This window comes from Ruegeria sp. YTSC003, from assembly GCF_059609785.1.
The window spans coordinates 24,679-44,053 of the sequence record NZ_JBXWMK010000015.1 but is presented as its reverse complement, the minus strand read 5'-3'; the positions used below and the strand labels follow the sequence as shown (position 1 = coordinate 44,053).

The window sequence follows — 19,375 nt, the reverse complement described above, 5'->3', positions numbered from 1 at the left end:
GGAGTGTAGACATGGAAAAGTTTGACAAAGTCCACGGGGTGGCCGCCCCAATGCCGCTGATCAATATCGACACTGATATGATCATTCCGAAAGTGCACCTGAAAACCATCAAACGGTCCGGCCTTGGCGTCGTGCTGTTTGATGAGATGCGTTATCATGATGACGGGGGCGAAAACGAAGAGTTCGTTCTGAACAAACCCGCCTATCGTCAGACCGAAATTCTGGTCGCGGGCGACAATTTTGGCTGTGGCTCATCTCGCGAGCACGCGCCATGGGCGATCAAGGATTTCGGCATCAAGGTCGTGATCTCGACCAGCTTTGCTGACATCTTCTTCAACAACTGCTTCAAGAACGGCATTCTGCCCATCGTGGTCGAGGAAGAGCACCACGCGATCCTGATGGAAGATGCCCACAAAGGCGAAAACGCTCGCATGACCGTGCATCTGGAAGATCAGCAGATCACCACCTCAGATGGCGTTGTGATCGAGTTCAGTGTCGACCCACATCGCAAGCACTGCTTGCTGAATGGTTTGGACGATATCGGCCTGACGATGGAGAAAGACCATCACATCGACAAATTCGAGGATCACGCAAGCCAAGCCCGCCCCTGGGTGTGATTCCAGCAGCGAATCCGAGGATACTCAACCTATCGGGGTCGCCTAGGCGGCCCCTTTCGCGTTCTTGGGGTTGAAGTCCCGGCAATCACAACATGTAGCGGCCACTCCCCAATACACGCCTAATTTGCGGCACGGATGATGCAAAGGTGCACCAGTTTTGCCATCATTTTGCCCAAAATCACATGTTTTCTACGCCTTGGCTTGAGCGGATTGTCGCTTATCGTCAATGTTGGCGGTATTGGTGGTCTCTGGCAAAAAATGTCGGATGCAAGATGGGACAAAGCCGTCAAAGAAATAGAAACGGTCAATCCGTTTTGAAAGGGTTTGGATAGTGATTGCGCGCACAACAGGGGCGGCGATTCGGGGAGTTTTGGTCGCACTACTGGTGCTGACACCTGCGTTGTACCTGCCAGTAACGTCTACGAATGGGACCGAGATTGTCGTCTTTCTCGCCATTCTCGCGTTTTTCCTGACATTCGCTGAATACAACTCTGCCTTTCCCAGCTTTATCGAGTTCCGCGACGCGCCGCCCGTGAACCGTTTGCGCTTTGTCGGGCTGATGTCGATGGTCACCTTCCTGACGTTGATCTGCAAAAATGCGTATACGCCGACCGGCCTGACGACGACCTTCTATTCCTTTGGCTTGGGCGTCGCAAATGTGGTCGACTTTCCCTATTCGCCAGTACGGCTGATCATCCTAATGCTGCCGACTGATGCAAGCGCACCCTTGATCGAACTTGTCCGTATTTCTGCCAGCGTCGCGTATGTCGCTGCTTTGGTGACGATCGCCAGCTTTGCCTACGCGGTGAAAGTGCGCGGCTGGCCGACCGGAAACGGCGCCTTCAATGTCTGGACCAACCTTCCGCTGTTCGACCCCACCAAAGGCGGTGATGTGGTAACACGCCTGCAGCGCGACGGACGGCTGAATATTTGCATCGGTATTCTGCTGCCGTTCCTGATCCCGGCGCTGATCAAACTGCTGACTGACTATGCCGATCCGATCTCTCTGAGCAATCCTCAGACGCTGATCTGGACGCTCAGTGCTTGGGCTTTCCTGCCCGCCAGCATGATCATGCGTGGCATGGCGACCCTGCGCATCGCCAACTTGATCGTCGAAAAACGGCGCGCTTATTCCACAGCCGAGTCTACCCAGACCGCATGATCCGCATCCTGATCCTGCTGCTGTTGCCCGTTATGGCGCAGGCAGAGACGATCCGTATTGCCACCTTCAACACAGAACTCAGCCGCGATGGCCCGGGGTTGCTGTTGCGAGATATTCGCCGCGGTGATGATCAGGTGATGGCGGTTACTGCGGTTCTGGCTGAAACCCGCCCCGATATAATTGCTTTGCAGGGGATCGATTGGGATTTTGAGGGGCTGGCGCTGGCGGCACTGGCAAATCGGCTGCGCGAGGCCGGATTGGACTATCCCCACACATTCACAGCCCAACCAAATTCCGGCCTGGAAACGGATCTTGATCTGGACGGAGATGGTCAAACCCACGGCCCCGGCGACGCGCAGGGTTGGGGTCGCTTCACCGGACAAGGTGGGCTGGCCGTGATGTCTCGTTACCCCATCACTTCGGATCAGGTTCAGGACCTGTCCAACGTGCTATGGCTGAAACTGCCCGGCGCTGAACTGCCCCAACATGACGCAGGCCCCTACCCGTCAGAACCGGCGCAGAACGTCCAGCGGCTCTCATCCGTGGCGCATTGGATTGTGCCCATTGAAACTCCGGCGGGGCAGCTGGATTTGATGACTTTTCATGCCTCACCCCCCGTGTTTGACGGACCCGAGGATCGCAACGGCCTGCGAAACCGGGATGAAATTCGCCTTTGGTCCGCAGTCATGGACGGGGAAGTCGGGCGCAAACCCGGTCGTCTGTTTGTTATCGCGGGTGACGCCAATCTGGACCCAGTGCGGGGTGATGGAAGTAAAGAGGCGATCCAAGAGTTTTTGAACGACCCCCGCCTTCAGGACCCTTCACCCGAAGACCCCTCAGGCGACTTAACCACGGTGGTCTGGAAAACGGTTGGTCCAATGCGGGTCGATTACGTCTTGCCATCCGCCCAATGGCAAGTGTTGGAATCCGGGGTGCACTGGCCCGCCGCAGGCACTGAAGAACGCAAAACCGCCGAACGCGCCAGCCGTCATCGGCTGATCTGGGTCGACCTGACACTGCCTCGCTGATACGGGACTTTGCGCCATGATCTGGCCTGCAAAGCAGACCTGACGCAATTTTCAGACGCTAACGGAAACAAACCTGTATTTTCCTTGCCGTCAGGCGGGATCGTCTCATTGACCCGATGCCGCACAGGCGCTAGGGCCTGTGCTGTAAAACGCAAGGAGATCCTTCATGTCCAACCCCTCGCTCCTCATCCTGCCCGGAGACGGAATTGGCCCCGAAGTCATGGCCGAAGTGCGCAGAGTCATCGACTGGTTTGGTGCGAAACGCGGCCTGGAATTCGACGTGAGCGAGGATCTGGTCGGCGGTGCAGCCTACGACGCGCATGGCAAGCCCCTGTCGGACGAGACCATGGCCAAAGCGCAAGAGGTCGACGCGGTTCTTCTGGGTGCCGTTGGCGGCCCGAAATATGACGATCTAGACTTTTCACTGAAGCCCGAGCGCGGCTTGCTGCGCCTGCGCAAAGAGATGGACCTGTATTCCAACCTGCGCCCGGCACAGTGCTTTGACGCGTTGGCCGATTTCTCGTCGCTGAAGAAAGACATCGTTGCCGGTCTCGATATCATGATCGTGCGCGAGTTGACCTCGGGCGTCTATTTCGGTGAGCCGCGGGGCATCTTCGAGGAAGGCAATGAGCGTGTTGGCATCAACACCCAGCGCTATACCGAATCTGAGATCGAGCGCGCCGCGCGCTCGGCATTTGAGCTGGCAATGCGCCGGAACAAAAAGGTCTGCTCGATGGAGAAGGCCAACGTCATGGAATCGGGCATCCTGTGGCGCGAAGTTGTGAACCGTGTGGCCAAGGATTACCCCGAGGTCGAGCTGAGCCATATGTATGCCGACAATGGCGCGATGCAGTTGGTGCGTGCGCCCAAGCAGTTCGACGTCATCCTGACAGACAACCTGTTTGGCGACATCCTGTCGGATTGCGCGGCGATGCTAACCGGCTCGCTGGGTATGCTGCCGTCGGCAAGCCTGGGTGCCCCGATGGCGAATGGTCGCCCCAAAGCGATGTACGAACCGGTCCACGGTTCGGCCCCGGATATCACCGGTCAGGGAAAAGCTAACCCAATCGCCTGTATCCTCAGCTTTGCCATGGCGCTGCGCTACAGCTTTGATCAGCTTGAGGAAGCAGATCGTCTTGAAACAGCGATCGAGAAAGTGCTGGCCGACGGTGTTCGCACGGGCGACCTGCTGGCAGATGAAGGCGTCACGCCGGTTTCGACCACGGAAATGGGTGATGCGATTTTGGCCGCCCTTGACGACAGCCTCTGATCAGGCGCTCATTCAATTCAAAAGGCGGTGCCCAGCGCACCGCCTTTTTTTTAATTTCCACCGAATATGTTGTTCAGCAGATTGTTGATGGCCCGATCCAACCCGGTTTGGGTCTTTCGGCGCTGCTGCTGCGGTTGCGCTGTTCTGACCGGTGGGTCCGGGGCGAGCATCGGCAGCGGCGTCGGTGTCATGCCTTCGGTCACGCGCAGCATGGTTTCTTTCCAGATTTCAGCCGGCAATCCGCCTCCGGTCACACCGGATAATGGGGTGTTGTCGTCATACCCCATCCAGATGCCCGTGACGTAATCTGCCGTGAAGCCGATGAACCAGGCATCCCGCGCAGCCTGCGTCGTGCCGGTTTTACCCGCCACCTGCCAACCGGGCAGTTGTGCACGCGCACCGGTGCCTTCGGACACCACACGCTCCATCATCCACGTCAGCTGCTTGGCAGCTTTGTCGTTGATGACCCGCTCACCAATGCCCGTTGTCGTCACCATGACCGGGGTTTGATCGCCCAACAGCTTCAATTCGGTCAGACCATAGGGTTCCACCGCCGAGCCACCGTTCAGGATGCCCGCATAGGCCCCCGTCATCTCGATCAACGTGCTTTCCGACGCGCCCAGCGCCAATGCGGGGCCCTGCGCCAGATCGCTATCGATGCCAAACTCGCTGGTCACGGTACGGACATTGTCCAACCCGGCAATCTCAGCCACTTTCACCGCAGGGATGTTCAGCGAGTTCTTTAGCGCGTCCGCCAGCGTGACGCGCCCATAGAACTTGTTGGTGTAGTTCTTGGGGCACCACTGACCGGACCCCGGAATATTCACGCAGTAAGGTTCATCCACGACCGTATCCAGCGGTGAATACCCCAGTTCCAGCGCGGTGGCATAAACAAAGGGTTTGAATGATGACCCCGTTTGCCGCAGCGCTTGCGTGGCACGGTTGAAGGCACCGGACACGCGGGTCTTGCGCCCCCCAACCATGCCGCGCACAGCCCCATCCGCCGACATCACCACGATCGCGGCCTGAGCCTTGGAACCTTCGCGGACCTTCTCCTGAAAGATGAATTGCAGCGCCTCTTCGGCTGATTTCTGGATACGCTGATCCAGCGTGGTACGGATTACCACGTCTTCGGTCGTGTTGCGCGTAAAGAACTCGGGTCCACTCGCCATCACCCAATCGGCGAAATAGCCCCCCGCTCGCGCAGCAGCGGCTTCTGACAGTTGCGCGGGATTGCTGCGTGCACTGCTTGCTTGTGCCGAGGTCAGATACCCCTGTGCCTCCATCAGGCCAACCACCAGCCGCGCCCGATCCTGCGAACGTTGAAGGTTATTCGTCGGTGCATAGCGCGTCGGTGCCACCAGCAGACCAGCCAGCATAGCAGCCTGCGACGGGCTGACCTCAGCCGCCGAAATCCCGAAATAGCGTTGGCTTGCCGCCTCGAACCCGCGCGCACCCGCGCCCAGGAATGCCCGGTTCAGATAGATGGTCAGGATCTCGTCCTTGGAATACTTGACCTCCATCGCCATCGCATAGACCGCCTCTTTGGCCTTGCGCCAAAGCGAGCCTTGACGGCAATCGGACTCGTAAGCAGCTTCGGATTCCCATTCACTGGGCTCATAAGGCACACCCAGACACAACAGCTTGGCCGTCTGCTGCGTGATGGTCGACCCACCATGCCCCGACAGCGGTCCGCGCCCTTCGCTCAGGTTGATGCGCACAGCGCTTGCGACACCGCGCGGGCTGACGCCGAAATGGCGATAGAACCGCTTGTCCTCGGTCGCGACGACCGCGTTCTTCAGATGGGGCGATACGGTATCGGCCGTGATCACCCCACCAAATTGGTCCCCACGCCAGGCAAAGACCTTGCCGTCCCGATCCAACAGGGTCACCGACCCGCGCGCCCGACCGTCTAGCAAAGCATCGACGTCAGGCAGAGAGGAGTAGACAACCCCAACCGCCAAAGCCAACAGCATGGCAGCCACCGCGCCCACACGCCAGGTCACGCCCCAGATCAGTCGCCACAACCAACGGAAAAGACGTCGAAAGAAACCGCCGCCACCGCCGGACGTCTTGCGGGTTTTCTTCCGGGCGGTTTTGCGAGTCGACGTCTTGCGCGCCGTCGCCTTCTTGCCGGCGGGCTTTGTCGTCCGCTTTGTTGCAGCGGGTTTACGCCCCTTTGAAGGGTATCTTTTGTCTGCAACAAGCGATGTCTTGCGACGCCTGGACTCAGTCATGCTCAAACTCTGCCCGGTTATCATTTTGAGGCACCATACCCTGCCACCGGCGCGAAGTAGAGGTATGAAATTCCGCTAACCGGCCTCAATAGTTTGCCTGATTTTTGGGCATCAACGTTTTTTTGTGCAAAAATTGTGCACCTCACCCCCCTTTTCCCCTGCGTTCTCCCACCCTGACCGTTTCTTACTGCGGTCAGTCACGCTCTCTTTCTGCAGGTGCAAACAAACCGGTTCCGCCGGACAGGAAGAGGGGACAGACGTGAAACTGATCATTGCGACAATCAAGCCGTTCAAGCTGGAGGAGGTGCGCGAGGCACTGACCGAGGCCGGCGTGCGCGGCATGATGGTGACCGAGATCAAGGGCTTCGGCTCGCAATCGGGCCACACCGAAATCTATCGTGGCGCCGAATACGCGGTGAATTTCGTGCCCAAGATCAAGCTTGAAATCGTGGTGCCCGCCACGATGGCCGACCAAATCGTCGAGACAATCACCAAAACCGCCAAGACCGGCAAGATCGGTGACGGCAAGATTTTCGTCCTTGATGTCGAGCAGGCGCTGCGCGTGCGGACCGGGGAAACGAACGAAGAGGCGCTGTAAGCGCCGCCACTCACATACATTCGAGGAAGTCACATGAACCTGATGAAATCTCTCATCCCAGCCGCCGCGCTTATCGTGCTGCCGCAGATGGGTCTGGCGCAAGAGGCCGCCGAGGGCGAAGCTGCGCTGCACACCCAGTATATTTTTACGACCCTGCTGTTTCTTATGGCAGGCTTCCTTGTCTTCTTCATGGCTGCAGGATTTGCCATGCTCGAGGGCGGTCTGGTGCGTTCCAAGAACGTCGCCATGCAGATGATCAAGAACATCGCGCTGTTTTCTATTGCCGCGATCATGTACTGGCTGGTCGGCTTCAACACGATGTATCCGGGCGACTTTAATGGTTTCTTTGCCCTTGGCGGTCCGACCGTACTTGATGCCGTGGGTGTTGCGCCCGCAGACGCGGCGTTAGACTACGCGTCTATCGGCTCGGATTTCTTCTTCCAGCTGGTCTTTGTGGCGGCAACCGCGTCCATCGTGTCCGGTGCCGTGGCCGAGCGCATAAAGCTGTGGCCTTTCCTGGTCTTCGTCATCGTGCTGACTGGTATCCTCTACCCGATCTCGGGGTCGTGGAAATGGGGCGGCGGCTGGCTGGATGCCATGGGCTTTTCCGACTTCGCCGGTTCGACAGTTGTGCATTCGGTCGGCGGCTGGGCCGCTCTGGCGGGCTGCCTGATCCTTGGCCCGCGTATTGGCAAGTATAAGGACGGCAAAGTCCACCCTATGCCCGGTTCCAATCTTGCGCTGGCAACTCTGGGAACGTTCATCCTGTGGCTGGGCTGGTTCGGTTTCAACGGCGGATCGCAACTGGCGATGGGCACCGTAGGTGACGTATCCGACGTGTCGCGCATCTTCGCCAACACCAACATGGCCGCCGCATCTGGTGCTATCGCAGCCCTGGTCATGACGCAGGTGCTGTACAAGAAACCTGACCTGACTATGGTGCTGAACGGCGCGCTGGCCGGTCTGGTCTCGATCACTGCAGAACCGCTTGCCCCGACCCTGTTCGGAGCGCTGTGGATCGGCGCAGTTGGCGGCACCATCGTGGTCTTCGCGGTTCCGATGCTGGACAAGTTCAAGATCGACGACGTTGTCGGTGCCATCCCGGTTCACCTGTTCGCAGGCATCTGGGGCACCATTGCCGTGATCTTCTACGGCGAAGCAAACCTGATCACACAGCTGACCGGTATCGTAGCTTATGGTGTGTTCACATTTGTTGGCGCGTTGATCCTGTGGACAATTCTGAAGGCGACGGTCGGCATCCGCGTCAGCGAAGAAGACGAGATCAACGGCCTCGACATGGCAGAACTGGGTATGGAAGCTTATCCAGAGTTTTCGAAAGGCTAAGAGCCTGCCACTCGAAAACAAAAAAACCCGGGCGTTCGCGCCCGGGTTTTCTGATTTATTGGCTTGAATCAGACACCGACGTCAATGATCGCCTTGGCCAGAATCGGAACTGTCGTCGCGTTCAAGCCGGCAATGTTCAACCGGCTGTCACCGACCATGTAGATGCCGTGGTCCGCGCGCAGCTTTTCGACCAGTTCCGGTGCCGCCCCCAGACGCGAGAACATGCCGCGGTGCTGGGCGACAAACCCAAAGCGATCGGACCCACTTTGGGCCTGCAGCTGGTCTGCCAGTTGTTGGCGCAAGCCCAGCATGGACAGGCGCACCTCTTCCAGCTCAGCCGCCCAGTCGGCGCGCAAGGCTTCATCATTCAGGATCGTCGTCACCACCCGTGCGCCGTGATCCGGCGGGAACGAGTAGTTCTGACGGTTGAGGAATGCCAGCGTGGACTGGTTCAGAGCTGTCTGCGCCGGGTCATCACTGATGGCCATCAACAGGCCGGTCCGCTCGCGGTAGACACCGAAATTCTTCGAGCAGGACGCTGCAATCAGGCAGCGCTTGACCGACGAGGCCACCAGTCGGGTTGCCTGCGCATCCTCTTCCAGTCCGTCGCCAAAGCCCTGATAGGCGATATCGATCATTGCCACGAGGCCGCGCTCGTTAATCAGGTTCACGACCTCCTGCCACTGCACCATGTTCAGGTTGGCGCCTGTCGGGTTGTGACAGCAGCCGTGCAGCAGGACTACGTCGCCCGCATTCGCGGTTTTCAGGTCCTCGATCATTCCGTCGAAATCAACGCCACGGGTTTCGCCGTCGAAATACCGGTATTGGACCGTCTCCATCCCCAGATAGTTCAGGATCGACAGATGATTGGGCCATGTCGGGTTCGACACGAACACGCGGGCCGAGGGGTTGGCCATGCGGATCATCTCGAATGCCTGACGGCAGGCACCGGTTCCGCCGGGCGTCGCCACGGCAGCGATGTTGCCGCGTGGAACCGAGGTGCCTAGGATCAGGCCAATCATCGCATCGGCATAAGCCGGGTCGCCCGCCAATCCGGTGTAGGCCTTGCTTTCTTGCTCTTCCAGGATGCGCTTTTCGGCCGCTTTCACCGCACGCATCACCGGGGTCACGCCCTCGGCATTTTTGTAAACACCAACTCCCAGGTCGATCTTTTGATCGCGCGGGTCTTCGCGATACGCCTGCATCAGCGCCAGAATCTTGTCGGCAGGCTGCGGTTTGAGGTTTTCGAACATCAGTTCTCTCCGGTTGCGACGGGCAGGGTCGGGAAGGCACCCCATTCGGCCCAGGAGCCGTCATAAAGCGAGTGGTCTTTCTTGCCCATGCGCTCAAGCGCAAGGCTGAGGATTGCGGCGGTCACACCCGACCCGCAGGATGTGATAGCCGGTTTCGACAGGTCCACACCTGCGGACTCGAAGATGGCGCGGCATTCCTCGGGGGATTTCATCGTGCCATTCTTGTTCAGCAAAGTGCCAAAGGGCACGTTGCGCGATCCGGGAATGCGGCCCGTTCGCAGACCTTCACGCGGTTCTGTTCCGGTTCCGGCAAAACGGTCAGCAGAGCGTGCGTCGATGATCTCATGATCTCCCAGCTTGGCGGCGGCAGATACCTGCGTGACGTCACGGACCAGATGGTTCTGGACCCGGACGGTCATGTGGCGGTCGCGGATCACCGGCGGCAGATCTTCGATCTCATGCCCCTCGGCCTGCCATTTCGGCAGACCACCATCCAGAACGGCGATGTTTTCCTGCCCCATCAACCGGAACAACCACCATACACGGGCGGCAGAAATCAAACCGGCCCCATCATAGACGACAACCTGATGGCCGTCGCCCACGCCCATCGCTCGCAGGCGGGACATGAACTTTTCGACCGGGGGCGCCATATGCGGCAAGTCCGAGCGGTGGTCCGAAATGTCATCGATATCAAAGAACCGTGCGCCGGGGATATGAGCGGCGGCGTATTCGGCCTTTGCGTCGCGCCCTTGCTGTGGCAGATACCATGACCCGTCCAGTACCCGCAGATCCGGGTCCTTGAGATGGGCAGCAAGCCATTCGGTAGAAACGAGGGTTTTCGGATCGTCCTGCATAAAAGCCTCCCCTAAACGCGTTTGGTTTTTCCCTATACGCGCGCGCATGCGGGTTCAAGGCTGGATGGGATGATGACGCTAACGGACGCCTCTGAACCTGCATGTGCGAATGATTGGGACTATGTTGGGCAAAACCAACTGACGCGAGCGCTCTCAGGAACCAGACCTGCGCGCGCACCCGTTTGACCACATGCATACTCTGGGTTGCAAACACCCCAAATAGTGATGCGTGTAAGACTAAAGCCCCGCTTATCGGGCTTATGTCCGTGTGTAATTTATCACTCCACCAAGGGTTGAACCCAAAAAAACGCACTTTCCGCCCCAAAAAGGTCGGTTTTCCCCACGTCAATGTACCCCGGAGTATCTGTGAAAGCGCCCGAACTCAGGCCGTGGAAACAGCCAATACAAATCGGCGCTGAAGCAAAGGAAACGGGCAATCAGGAAAAGAACAAACGCTTTCCCCCGCAGTCTGTAAAATTTTAATCGGCGCGGCACATCTTTCCTACCATTTTGTAAGCGAAAGAAAAAACACAACGTCACTAGGGTGATAGAACAAAAAACCGGGACCCTGGAGCACGTTGAAAAAACTCACTCTACAGGAGAACGAAATGAACACCCCTGGAATTAAGTTTGGCCTCATGACCCTGGGTCTGGCTGCCTTGATCTCACCGATAAGTGCTGCGGCGCAGGTCGCGTGCGAATCGTACACAGTAGAAGCAGGCGAAACGCTGGCGACTATTTCCGAAACGGCATATGGCTCTCGGGATTACCAGATCATCTTCAACGCAAACAGAAACGTCATTGCCGGAAATCCGAACAATCTGACCCCTGGTACCATTCTGAATTTGCCATGCGCTGACGGCCGACTGACCGCCACATCGCAGTTCAACGAAGTTGTTGAGCGTGAGGAAGAAAAAGCCGCAAAAATCAAACCCAGAAACGTTTACGAGCCACCGATTCGTCTTTTGGCCGGGAACGATTGGGCACCCTATACGGACGAAGGTCTTTCGGGTGGCGGTTTTTTGATGCGGTTGTCGACAACGGCCCTGCATCGTGCTGGCAACAAGCGCGAATACAATCAGGGTTGGGTGAACGATTTCAACTCGCATCTTTACACACTTCTGCCCGCCGGAGCGTATGACATCGCCGTTGCCTGGGTTGTGCCAGATTGCGCAAAAAACCCCGATGCCATGGGTGAAGACAGCCTTTATCGCTGTAACGGGTTCTACGCATCACAGCCATTGTATGAATCGGTCGTTGGGTATTTCACACTGCCCGACAGCAAATATGCTGGCGCAGCCTCCATCGAAGAGCTTGAAGGGGCCGTATTTTGTCGTATGGACGGGTTCTTTACCAATGACCTGGAAGAGGCCGGCCTGGTCGAACCCAAAATCACGCTTGTTCGCCCCCGCACCCCGGAAGAGTGCATCGAGGCGGTCATGAACGGAACCGCGGACGCCACCGGGATGGCTATTCAGCAAGCCAACGGTGCAATTGCGGCTTTGGGTATGGAGAACGAGGTGGTTCAGAATGAGAATTTCACCCATCTGTCCACCATTCGCCTGCTGGCCCATAAATCCAACCCATACGGGCTGCAGTATATCTCGATGCTGAACAATGGTCTGAACGAAATGCGGCAGTCGGGCGAGTGGTACGATATCGTTTCCAGCTCGCTGTCCGAGTACAGCTCTAAGCTGCAATCTGCGTCGAACTGATTGGTTCGTGCAAAAGAACCCGTACACAGCGCGACCCGCGCTGTGTACCACCTCGACATAAAGTCATAGCTTTGTACTTGGGTCACATATTTGTTTCATGTCGCCCACCCTTTCCAGCGAGCGCGTTGCCTCAGGTGACCTCGGCTGGTTGCGCATAGTGATGCATGTTCAAAAACGCAGCGCCATTCGTCCCCGCCCTGTAACCATGCGGCAGATCGGCTGCAAAGCGCAGGCCCTGCCCGGCCTGTAGCGGTACCCAGTCACCATCACGCAGAATCTCAAGCGATCCGTTCAGCACAAACACTTCTTCGGTCACCCCTGCGGCATGGGCTGCGGATTCGTGGCTTTGGTTTGGGGCAAGGTCGACGTGAAACGTTTCGGCGCCCAGCGCAGGATCGAAGGGAAAGACGATCTTGACCTCAATGCTGCCGGGAAAGGTCACCGTGTGAAACACGTCGGGCATGGCGGTATCCCGCAGGGCCGCCGTTCCGATCAACGCACTAAGTGGCAACTGAAACCCTTTGGCGATTTTCCACAGCGTTGCGATGGTCGGGCTGGATTCGCCTCGTTCGATCTGACCCAGCATGGCTTTGCTGACACCCGTCATCTCGGCCACTTTGGACAAGCTCAACCCCGAGGCCGCCCGCACATCGCGTAGTTTTAACGTAATTTCGTCCGGTGCCATCTTGATCGTCTCTCGAATCCTCTTGTGCGTTATAGCGCACATGTGGTACGTGCGCTATAACGTACGCAACCCGAATATCGCAACCGGGGCAAAAGGGAAACAGCATCATGCCAATGTACCGATCCAGAACCTCAACCCACGGCCGCAACATGGCCGGTGCCCGCGGCCTGTGGCGCGCCACCGGCATGGGTGACGACGATTTCGGCAAACCGATCATCGCCATCGTCAACTCGTTCACCCAGTTCGTACCCGGCCACGTGCACCTGAAGGATCTGGGCCAGATGGTCGCGCGCGAGGTTGAGGCCGCTGGCGGTGTTGCGAAAGAGTTCAACACAATCGCGGTGGATGACGGTATCGCCATGGGCCATGACGGGATGCTGTATTCCCTGCCCTCGCGCGAAGTGATCGCGGATTCGGTCGAATATATGGTCAACGCACATTGCGCTGATGCGATGGTCTGTATCTCGAACTGCGACAAGATCACTCCCGGCATGCTGATGGCTGCGATGCGCCTGAACATCCCGGCGATCTTTGTCTCGGGTGGGCCGATGGAGGCCGGCAAGATCGACATCGCCGATCTGGACGCCAAGAAGATCGACCTTGTGGATGCGATGGTCGCCGCCGCCGACGACAGATTCACCGACGAACAGGTCCAGCATATCGAAGAAAACGCCTGCCCAACCTGTGGCTCATGTTCCGGTATGTTCACCGCAAACTCGATGAACTGTCTGGCCGAAGCTCTGGGACTGGCGCTGCCGGGCAACGGTTCCACGCTCGCAACGCATGCCGACCGTAAAGAGCTGTTCCTTGAGGCCGGTCGTCGGATCGTTGAGATCACCAAGCGTCACTATGATCTGGATGAAAAAGGCTTCCTGCCACGCGAGATCGCAACGTTCGACGCGTTCGAGAACGCGATGTCGCTGGATATTGCCATGGGCGGTTCGACCAACACGGTTTTGCACCTGCTAGCTATCGCGCATGAGGGTGAGGTGCATTTCACCATGACCGACATGGATCGCCTGAGCCGTCAGGTGCCGTGTCTCTGTAAAGTCGCACCCAACACCGAAAATGTTCACATGGAGGATGTGCACCGCGCCGGTGGCATCTTCTCGATCCTTGGCGAACTTAGCCGGGCCGGGCTGCTGCACGAACATTGCAGCACCGTACACTCAGGCACGATGGGTGAGGCGATTGCCAACTGGGACATCAAGGTTGCCAACAACCCGGCGGCGCAGGACCTGTTCAAGGCCGCGCCGGGCGGCGTACGCACGACACAGGCCTTCAGCCAGTCGAACCGGTACAAGGAACTGGACACCGACCGCGAAGGCGGTGTGATCCGATCCAAGGAACACGCGTTCAGTCAGGATGGTGGCCTGGCGGTTCTGTTCGGCAACATCGCGCGCGAAGGATGTATCGTGAAAACGGCTGGCGTTGATCCCAACAGCCTGACGTTTACTGGCTCTGCCTATGTCTGCGAAAGCCAGGATCAGGCCGTGAACGACATCCTGACCGGCAAGGTCAAAGAAGGCGACGTGGTGGTGATCCGCTACGAAGGCCCGCGCGGCGGTCCGGGGATGCAGGAAATGCTCTATCCGACGTCTTACTTGAAATCCAAGGGTCTGGGCAAAGCCTGCGCCCTGCTGACCGATGGGCGTTTCTCGGGTGGCACCTCGGGCCTGTCGATTGGCCACGTTTCACCAGAGGCCGCCGAGGGCGGCGAAATCGGGCTGGTCAAGCAAGGCGACAAGATCGAGATCGACATCCCCAACCGGACGATTCATCTGGCCGTGTCTGACGAAGAACTGGCCGCCCGCCGCGAAGAGCAGGACGAAAAGGGATGGGTGCCCGCCGCACCGCGTAAGCGCAAGGTGTCAACCGCGCTCAAGGCCTATGCCAAGCTGGCGACAAGTGCCGCGAAAGGTGCCGTGCGCCAAGTCTAACGAAGCGGTTTCCAAACCACCCAAACTGCAATAACTTCAAAGGTCTCGCTAGTTCGTTTAGCGAGACCTTTTTCTTTTGTATTCAACGATATCCATAGCACAATCGGTGAAAAGCATGACATTCTGGCGCCCGCATAACGGTATCCGTGTCAAAGCCATCGGCTTGCATTGGCGGGGGGACCGCCTTCTTGCTGCCGAAGTCCCAAATGACGACGGCAGCATCAAGGGTGTCCGTCCGTTGGGTGGATCGGTCGAATTCGGCGAAACATGGCGTGACGCGCTGAAACGTGAGTTCCAGGAAGAACTCGATGTGACAGTGGAAATCACTGGGCAACCGCTGGTGATCGAGAACCTGTACCAGCATGAAGGGCATCAGGGGCATGAGATCATCTTTGTGGCCGGGATTCAGTGCCCCGAGCTTTTGAACTGGCCCGACGCGCCGATTTCATTCACCGAAGACAATGGCCTGAGTTGGACGGCAGGATGGTTCAGTCTGGATGCTCTGGATATCGGCGGTCCAGAGCTATACCCGACCGGCCTGAAAGAGCGGCTGATCGATCGCTGATCAGTTCGTCTAATCGCCCAGTTTGGCGTGAACTTCGTCCAAATCAATCTCCCCAATTGGCATCTTGTTGCCCGGGTTCTCAAAATCGTATTTGAACAACTCGAAATCGTGTTTGTAGATTTCGTAGACCAAGTGCATCGAAAGGTCGTCAAAGTAGTCCTCGACCGGATGCGCACGTTTGGGCCCATGGCCTTCGGATTCATTGAATCGCGGGATTTCGGACAAATTCACAGCGTGCGGTGTCTCTAACCGATCAAGGACACTTTGCATTCCTTCATTGAACTGCTCAGTCCAGAAAATCTGATCGTACTGCCCACCATTCACGATGAAGGTCGAAACATGGCCGGACATGGCCGACCAGTGAATGTCAGGATCCATCGGACGCCGCCAGCGGATCGTATCACGAGCAAACAGCAAAAACCGGCGGAAACTGGCGATCTGATCAAACTCACCCTTACCGTCATCACCGCCAACCTCGATCCCGTAGTTGTAGATCAAGGTCGGCACCAGATTGCCCCGATACCGCTTGCCATTGCGCTGAATGCCGCAGATCTTGTCAAAGAATGAGCTTAGAATTCGGGTGTAGGGGTTGCGCACGCACGTAAAGGCCAGGGATTTGTGGTCCCGCACATTGCCCGAGATCTGATCCTGACTTGGGCCGAAGGCCCATTTGTGCATCCCGTCCTTCGCGTCATGGATATCACCGTCAAAAAACTGCCCGTGATCCGAATAAAACATGATCTGACCAATGGTCGAACAGGCGCATTTCGGCACCACACGGTAAACCATGCTCTCGCTTTCGGTCATCCATGTTCCGGGAAAACCCATCTGCTGTGCCTCCTTTGCTGATCTGGTCTCAATATTGACGCGCCAGCATTTGAAACCAAAAAACCAAAAATATTCTATTTATTCAATCGCTCATCCTCAGTATCACGGTTGGAAACGGGCAGAAACGGAAAACAATAGGCCAATATGGCAAGAATTGCCTACATTTTGCTATGTCACAAAGACCCTGACGCGATCATCGCGCAGGCAGAGCAATTGACCGCAGCCGGGGATTGCATGGCGATCCACTTTGACGCGCGGGCCAGTGCGACTGCTTACGCACGCATTCGCGAGGCTTTGAGAGACAATCCAAATGTCACCTTTGCCGCCAAGCGAATCAAATGCGGCTGGGGCGCGTGGTCACTGGTTCAGGCCACGCTGAATGCCCTGCAGGCCGCTGTGGATGCGTTTCCCCGCGCCACTCATTTCTACATGGTGTCGGGTGACTGCATGCCGATCAAATCGGCTGAGTACATCCACGACTTTCTGAACCAGCACGACGTTGATTTCGTCGAAAGCCATGATTTCCTGGAAAGCAACTGGATCAAGACCGGCATGGTCGAGGACCGGCTGATCTATCGGCACTATTTCAACGAACGGACACAGGCCAAGCTGTTTTACGGGTCGTACAATCTGCAAAAACGGTTTGGTCTGACGCGCGAGATTCCGTCAGACGTTCAGATAATGATCGGCAGCCAATGGTGGTGCCTGCGCCGCAGGACCATCGAAATGATTCTGGATTTTCTGCAAAAGCGCCCCGATGTAAAACGGTTTTTCTCGACCACCTGGATTCCGGACGAGACCTTTTTTCAGACTTTGGTGCGCCATCTGATCCCCAAGACTGAGATCGACAACCGCACGCCCACATTTCTGATGTTCTCGGATTATGGCATGCCTGTGACGTTCTACAACGATCACTATGACTTGCTGCTGTCCCAAGATTACTTGTTCGCCCGCAAGATCAGCCCCGAAGCCCATGAACTGAAGGACAGGTTGGGTCAGATGTACGCAACCGAAGGGATGACGTTTCACATCTCGGACGAAGGCCGCAATCTTTACAGCTTTCTGACCGGGCGCGGCCGGGTGGGGCGGCGTTATGCGCAGCGGTTCTGGGAGGCGGGCAATTCACTGGGCCCCGAGCGCGAAGTGTTTCTGATCGTGAGCAAGAAGTGGCATGTTGCCAAGCGCCTGGTGGATCAGATCGTCTCGGAAACCGACATTCCATGCGTCGAATACCTGTTCAACGAAGAAGACACTTCTTTGCCTGATCTGGGCGGCATTGAATCGTCTCTGGCCAAGCGCACGCGGCACCGGCGCGCGGTGGCCCGCATGCTGTTTGAAAGCTTTGATTCCAACAAGCTGGTCTTGTGCGTGGATCCCGCAGATCTGGATATCATTCAGGATTTCTGCTCGGTTCAGGCCCGCAGCCATGTTCTTGAAATCGAGTGCGAGTATTCCGACGACTATCTGATCGGTCACGCTCGCCGGGTTGGGTTGGCCGGGGACAGCAGTCCTCGGGAAACCGTGGCCCGTCTGATCCCGGCGCTGCGCAGTTCACTAGTGCACGAATCCGAATTGATCCGCGAGGCAGAGTTTGACGGATACCTGCGTATCCGCGAGACCAACTCAAATATTGAGAATGAGACCGCGATTGCCGAGTTTCTGGGCGTGTCGCGGGACAAGGCGCAAGCCATCATGAGCCTTGATTATCTTTTTGCCGATTAATCTGAAACGTCCAGCGGCGCTTTAAAGCGCCGCTGGATAATTGGTTCAAATGTCGAACTTGACGCCCTGCGCCAAGGGCAGCTCAGCCGAGTAATTCACAGTGTTCGTCTGACGACGCATATAGGCTTTCCACGCGTCCGAGCCGCTTTCGCGCCCGCCACCGGTTTCCTTCTCACCGCCGAAGGCTCCGCCGATCTCGGCACCCGACGGGCCGATATTGACGTTGGCGATGCCGCAATCCGACCCGGCTGCGGTCAGGAACTGCTCGGCCTCGCGCATGTTCAAGGTAAAGACGCAAGAAGACAGGCCTTGCGGGACGTCATTCTGCAGCTCAATCGCATCATCAAAATCGTCATAGCCCATGACGTAGAGGATGGGCGCAAAGGTTTCAGTTTTTACCACCGCCGTCTGGCCTGGCATTTCGACAATGGCCGGTTCCATATAGACGCCCGCAGGCACACCCTCGGTTACACGACGTCCACCGTGTACGGTGCCGCCTTCAGTCTTTGCGGCCTCAAGCGCAGCGGTCATGGCCGTGCCCGAGGCTTCGTCTACCAACGGGCCTATCAGCGTGCCTTCGACCAGTGGGTTGCCGATGGGCAATCCCGCATAGGCTTTTTTCAAACGGCCGACCAATTCTTCGCGGATCGAGTTGTGTACGATCAGGCGACGCAGCGTGGTGCAGCGCTGACCGGCCGTACCGACGGCCGAGAACACAACCGCACGGACAGCCATTTCCAGATCGGCCGAGGGGCCAACGATCATCGCGTTGTTGCCACCCAGCTCTAGAATGCACTTGCCAAAGCGTTGCGCCACGATGGGCGCAACGGCGCGACCCATACGGGTGGACCCTGTGGCCGAGATAACCGGAACGTCTTCGCTTGCGACCAAGGCTTCGCCCAGCGCTGCGCCACCGATCAGGGTTTGCAGCAGATTGTCCGGCGCATCGCCAAACCGGGCCAACGCGCGTTCAAAGATTTTCTGGCACGCCATCGCGGTCAGCGGAGATTTCTCGGACGGCTTCCAGATCACCGGGTCACCACAAACCAGCGCCAATGCCGCATTCCACGACCACACTGCAACCGGGAAGTTGAAGGCCGAGATCACGCCGACCGGACCTGCCGGATGCCACGTCTCCATCATCCGGTGACCCGGGCGTTCGGACGCAATGGTCAGGCCGTACAATTGACGCGAAAGACCAACGGCAAAGTCGCAGATGTCGATCATCTCTTGCACTTCACCCAAGCCTTCCGAGGTGATCTTGCCAGCCTCCCAGCTGACCAGAGCACCCAGATCGTCCTTGGCGGCGCGCAGTTCCTCTCCCAACAGGCGGATCAGCTCACCCCGGCGCGGGGCCGGTACTGTCCGCCATTCTTTGAACGCCGTTTTAGAACGGGCAAAGATGGCTTCCATGTCGGCAACGGGCGTCTCATGCACGTCGGCCAATACGCTGCCATCAATCGGAGACGTCACTTTGAGCGTGCCGCCGGTCAGTTCGGCCTCGGTCAGATCCAGATTGGCGAGGGTTGTTTGGGCTGTCATCACGATGTCTTTCAT

The 19,375-nt window shown here is 57.6% G+C and carries 16 protein-coding genes; 10 read left to right on the top strand and 6 right to left on the bottom strand.

Annotated elements, in window-relative coordinates:
• Window positions 1-11: 11 nt before the first annotated feature.
• From leuD to leuB, 4 genes are all read left to right on the top strand, one after another.
• On the top strand, window positions 12-617 hold the full coding sequence (gene leuD / locus AC2FFH_RS20835; protein ID WP_496726727.1) for a 3-isopropylmalate dehydratase small subunit: 606 nt from the start codon (window positions 12-14) through the stop codon (window positions 615-617).
• A gap of 331 nt (window positions 618-948) precedes the next feature.
• On the top strand, window positions 949-1,779 hold the full coding sequence (locus AC2FFH_RS20830; RefSeq protein ID WP_496726728.1) for a hypothetical protein: 831 nt from the start codon (window positions 949-951) through the stop codon (window positions 1,777-1,779).
• Window positions 1,776-2,807: an endonuclease/exonuclease/phosphatase family protein gene (locus AC2FFH_RS20825; RefSeq protein ID WP_496845245.1), complete on the top strand. Its 1,032-nt coding sequence runs from the start codon at window positions 1,776-1,778 to the stop codon at window positions 2,805-2,807. Before AC2FFH_RS20830 ends, AC2FFH_RS20825 begins: the two co-directional genes overlap by 4 nt.
• A 166-nt stretch (window positions 2,808-2,973) precedes the next feature.
• On the top strand, window positions 2,974-4,077 hold the full coding sequence (gene leuB, locus AC2FFH_RS20820) for a 3-isopropylmalate dehydrogenase (RefSeq protein ID WP_496769567.1): 1,104 nt from the start codon (window positions 2,974-2,976) through the stop codon (window positions 4,075-4,077).
• A gap of 50 nt (window positions 4,078-4,127) precedes the next feature.
• On the opposite strand, the gene AC2FFH_RS20815 is transcribed toward leuB, so the two are convergent.
• Window positions 4,128-6,314 (bottom strand): transglycosylase domain-containing protein, encoded by a 2,187-nt coding sequence (locus AC2FFH_RS20815; RefSeq protein WP_496769566.1) that lies wholly within the window; start codon window positions 6,312-6,314, stop codon window positions 4,128-4,130.
• 259 nt (window positions 6,315-6,573) lie between these two features.
• Between AC2FFH_RS20815 and AC2FFH_RS20810 the strand changes: the two genes are divergently transcribed.
• Window positions 6,574-6,912 (top strand): P-II family nitrogen regulator, encoded by a 339-nt coding sequence (locus tag AC2FFH_RS20810; protein WP_058273036.1) that lies wholly within the window; start codon window positions 6,574-6,576, stop codon window positions 6,910-6,912.
• A gap of 33 nt (window positions 6,913-6,945) precedes the next feature.
• Window positions 6,946-8,256, top strand: a complete 1,311-nt coding sequence (locus AC2FFH_RS20805) for an ammonium transporter (protein WP_496845244.1) — start codon at window positions 6,946-6,948, stop codon at window positions 8,254-8,256.
• Window positions 8,257-8,324: 68 nt separating this feature from the next.
• Here AC2FFH_RS20805 and AC2FFH_RS20800 read toward each other — a convergent pair whose 3' ends face one another.
• Window positions 8,325-9,509, bottom strand: a complete 1,185-nt coding sequence (locus tag AC2FFH_RS20800) for an amino acid aminotransferase (RefSeq protein ID WP_496845243.1) — start codon at window positions 9,507-9,509, stop codon at window positions 8,325-8,327.
• Window positions 9,509-10,363, bottom strand: a complete 855-nt coding sequence (gene sseA / locus AC2FFH_RS20795; RefSeq protein ID WP_496845242.1) for a 3-mercaptopyruvate sulfurtransferase — start codon at window positions 10,361-10,363, stop codon at window positions 9,509-9,511. The genes AC2FFH_RS20800 and sseA overlap by 1 nt, the downstream gene beginning before the upstream one ends.
• Window positions 10,364-10,971: 608 nt before the next feature.
• Between sseA and AC2FFH_RS20790 the strand changes: the two genes are divergently transcribed.
• Window positions 10,972-12,078: a peptidoglycan-binding protein LysM gene (locus AC2FFH_RS20790; protein ID WP_496726735.1), complete on the top strand. Its 1,107-nt coding sequence runs from the start codon at window positions 10,972-10,974 to the stop codon at window positions 12,076-12,078.
• Window positions 12,079-12,208: 130 nt separating this feature from the next.
• On the opposite strand, the gene AC2FFH_RS20785 is transcribed toward AC2FFH_RS20790, so the two are convergent.
• The gene (locus tag AC2FFH_RS20785; RefSeq protein WP_108861682.1) at window positions 12,209-12,763 is read right to left on the bottom strand and encodes a helix-turn-helix domain-containing protein; all 555 of its coding nucleotides are present in this window, start codon (window positions 12,761-12,763) and stop codon (window positions 12,209-12,211) included.
• Window positions 12,764-12,870: 107 nt separating this feature from the next.
• Between AC2FFH_RS20785 and ilvD the strand changes: the two genes are divergently transcribed.
• Complete coding sequence (gene ilvD, locus AC2FFH_RS20780; RefSeq protein ID WP_496845241.1) at window positions 12,871-14,703, top strand: dihydroxy-acid dehydratase; 1,833 nt, start codon at window positions 12,871-12,873, stop codon at window positions 14,701-14,703.
• Between the two features lie 115 nt (window positions 14,704-14,818).
• Window positions 14,819-15,268, top strand: a complete 450-nt coding sequence (locus AC2FFH_RS20775) for an NUDIX hydrolase (protein ID WP_496845240.1) — start codon at window positions 14,819-14,821, stop codon at window positions 15,266-15,268.
• Between the two features lie 9 nt (window positions 15,269-15,277).
• On the opposite strand, the gene AC2FFH_RS20770 is transcribed toward AC2FFH_RS20775, so the two are convergent.
• Window positions 15,278-16,096, bottom strand: a complete 819-nt coding sequence (locus AC2FFH_RS20770) for a sulfotransferase family protein (RefSeq protein WP_109311313.1) — start codon at window positions 16,094-16,096, stop codon at window positions 15,278-15,280.
• Between the two features lie 144 nt (window positions 16,097-16,240).
• Here AC2FFH_RS20770 and AC2FFH_RS20765 point away from each other — a divergent pair, with 144 nt between their 5' ends.
• Window positions 16,241-17,818 carry a DUF5928 domain-containing protein gene (locus AC2FFH_RS20765; RefSeq protein ID WP_496779859.1) on the top strand — a complete coding sequence of 526 codons (1,578 nt, stop codon included), beginning with the start codon at window positions 16,241-16,243 and terminating at the stop codon, window positions 17,816-17,818.
• Window positions 17,819-17,863: 45 nt separating this feature from the next.
• Here the strand turns inward: AC2FFH_RS20765 and amaB are convergent, their stop codons facing one another.
• Complete coding sequence (gene amaB / locus AC2FFH_RS20760) at window positions 17,864-19,360, bottom strand: L-piperidine-6-carboxylate dehydrogenase (RefSeq protein WP_496845239.1); 1,497 nt, start codon at window positions 19,358-19,360, stop codon at window positions 17,864-17,866.
• Window positions 19,361-19,375: the final 15 nt, after the last annotated feature.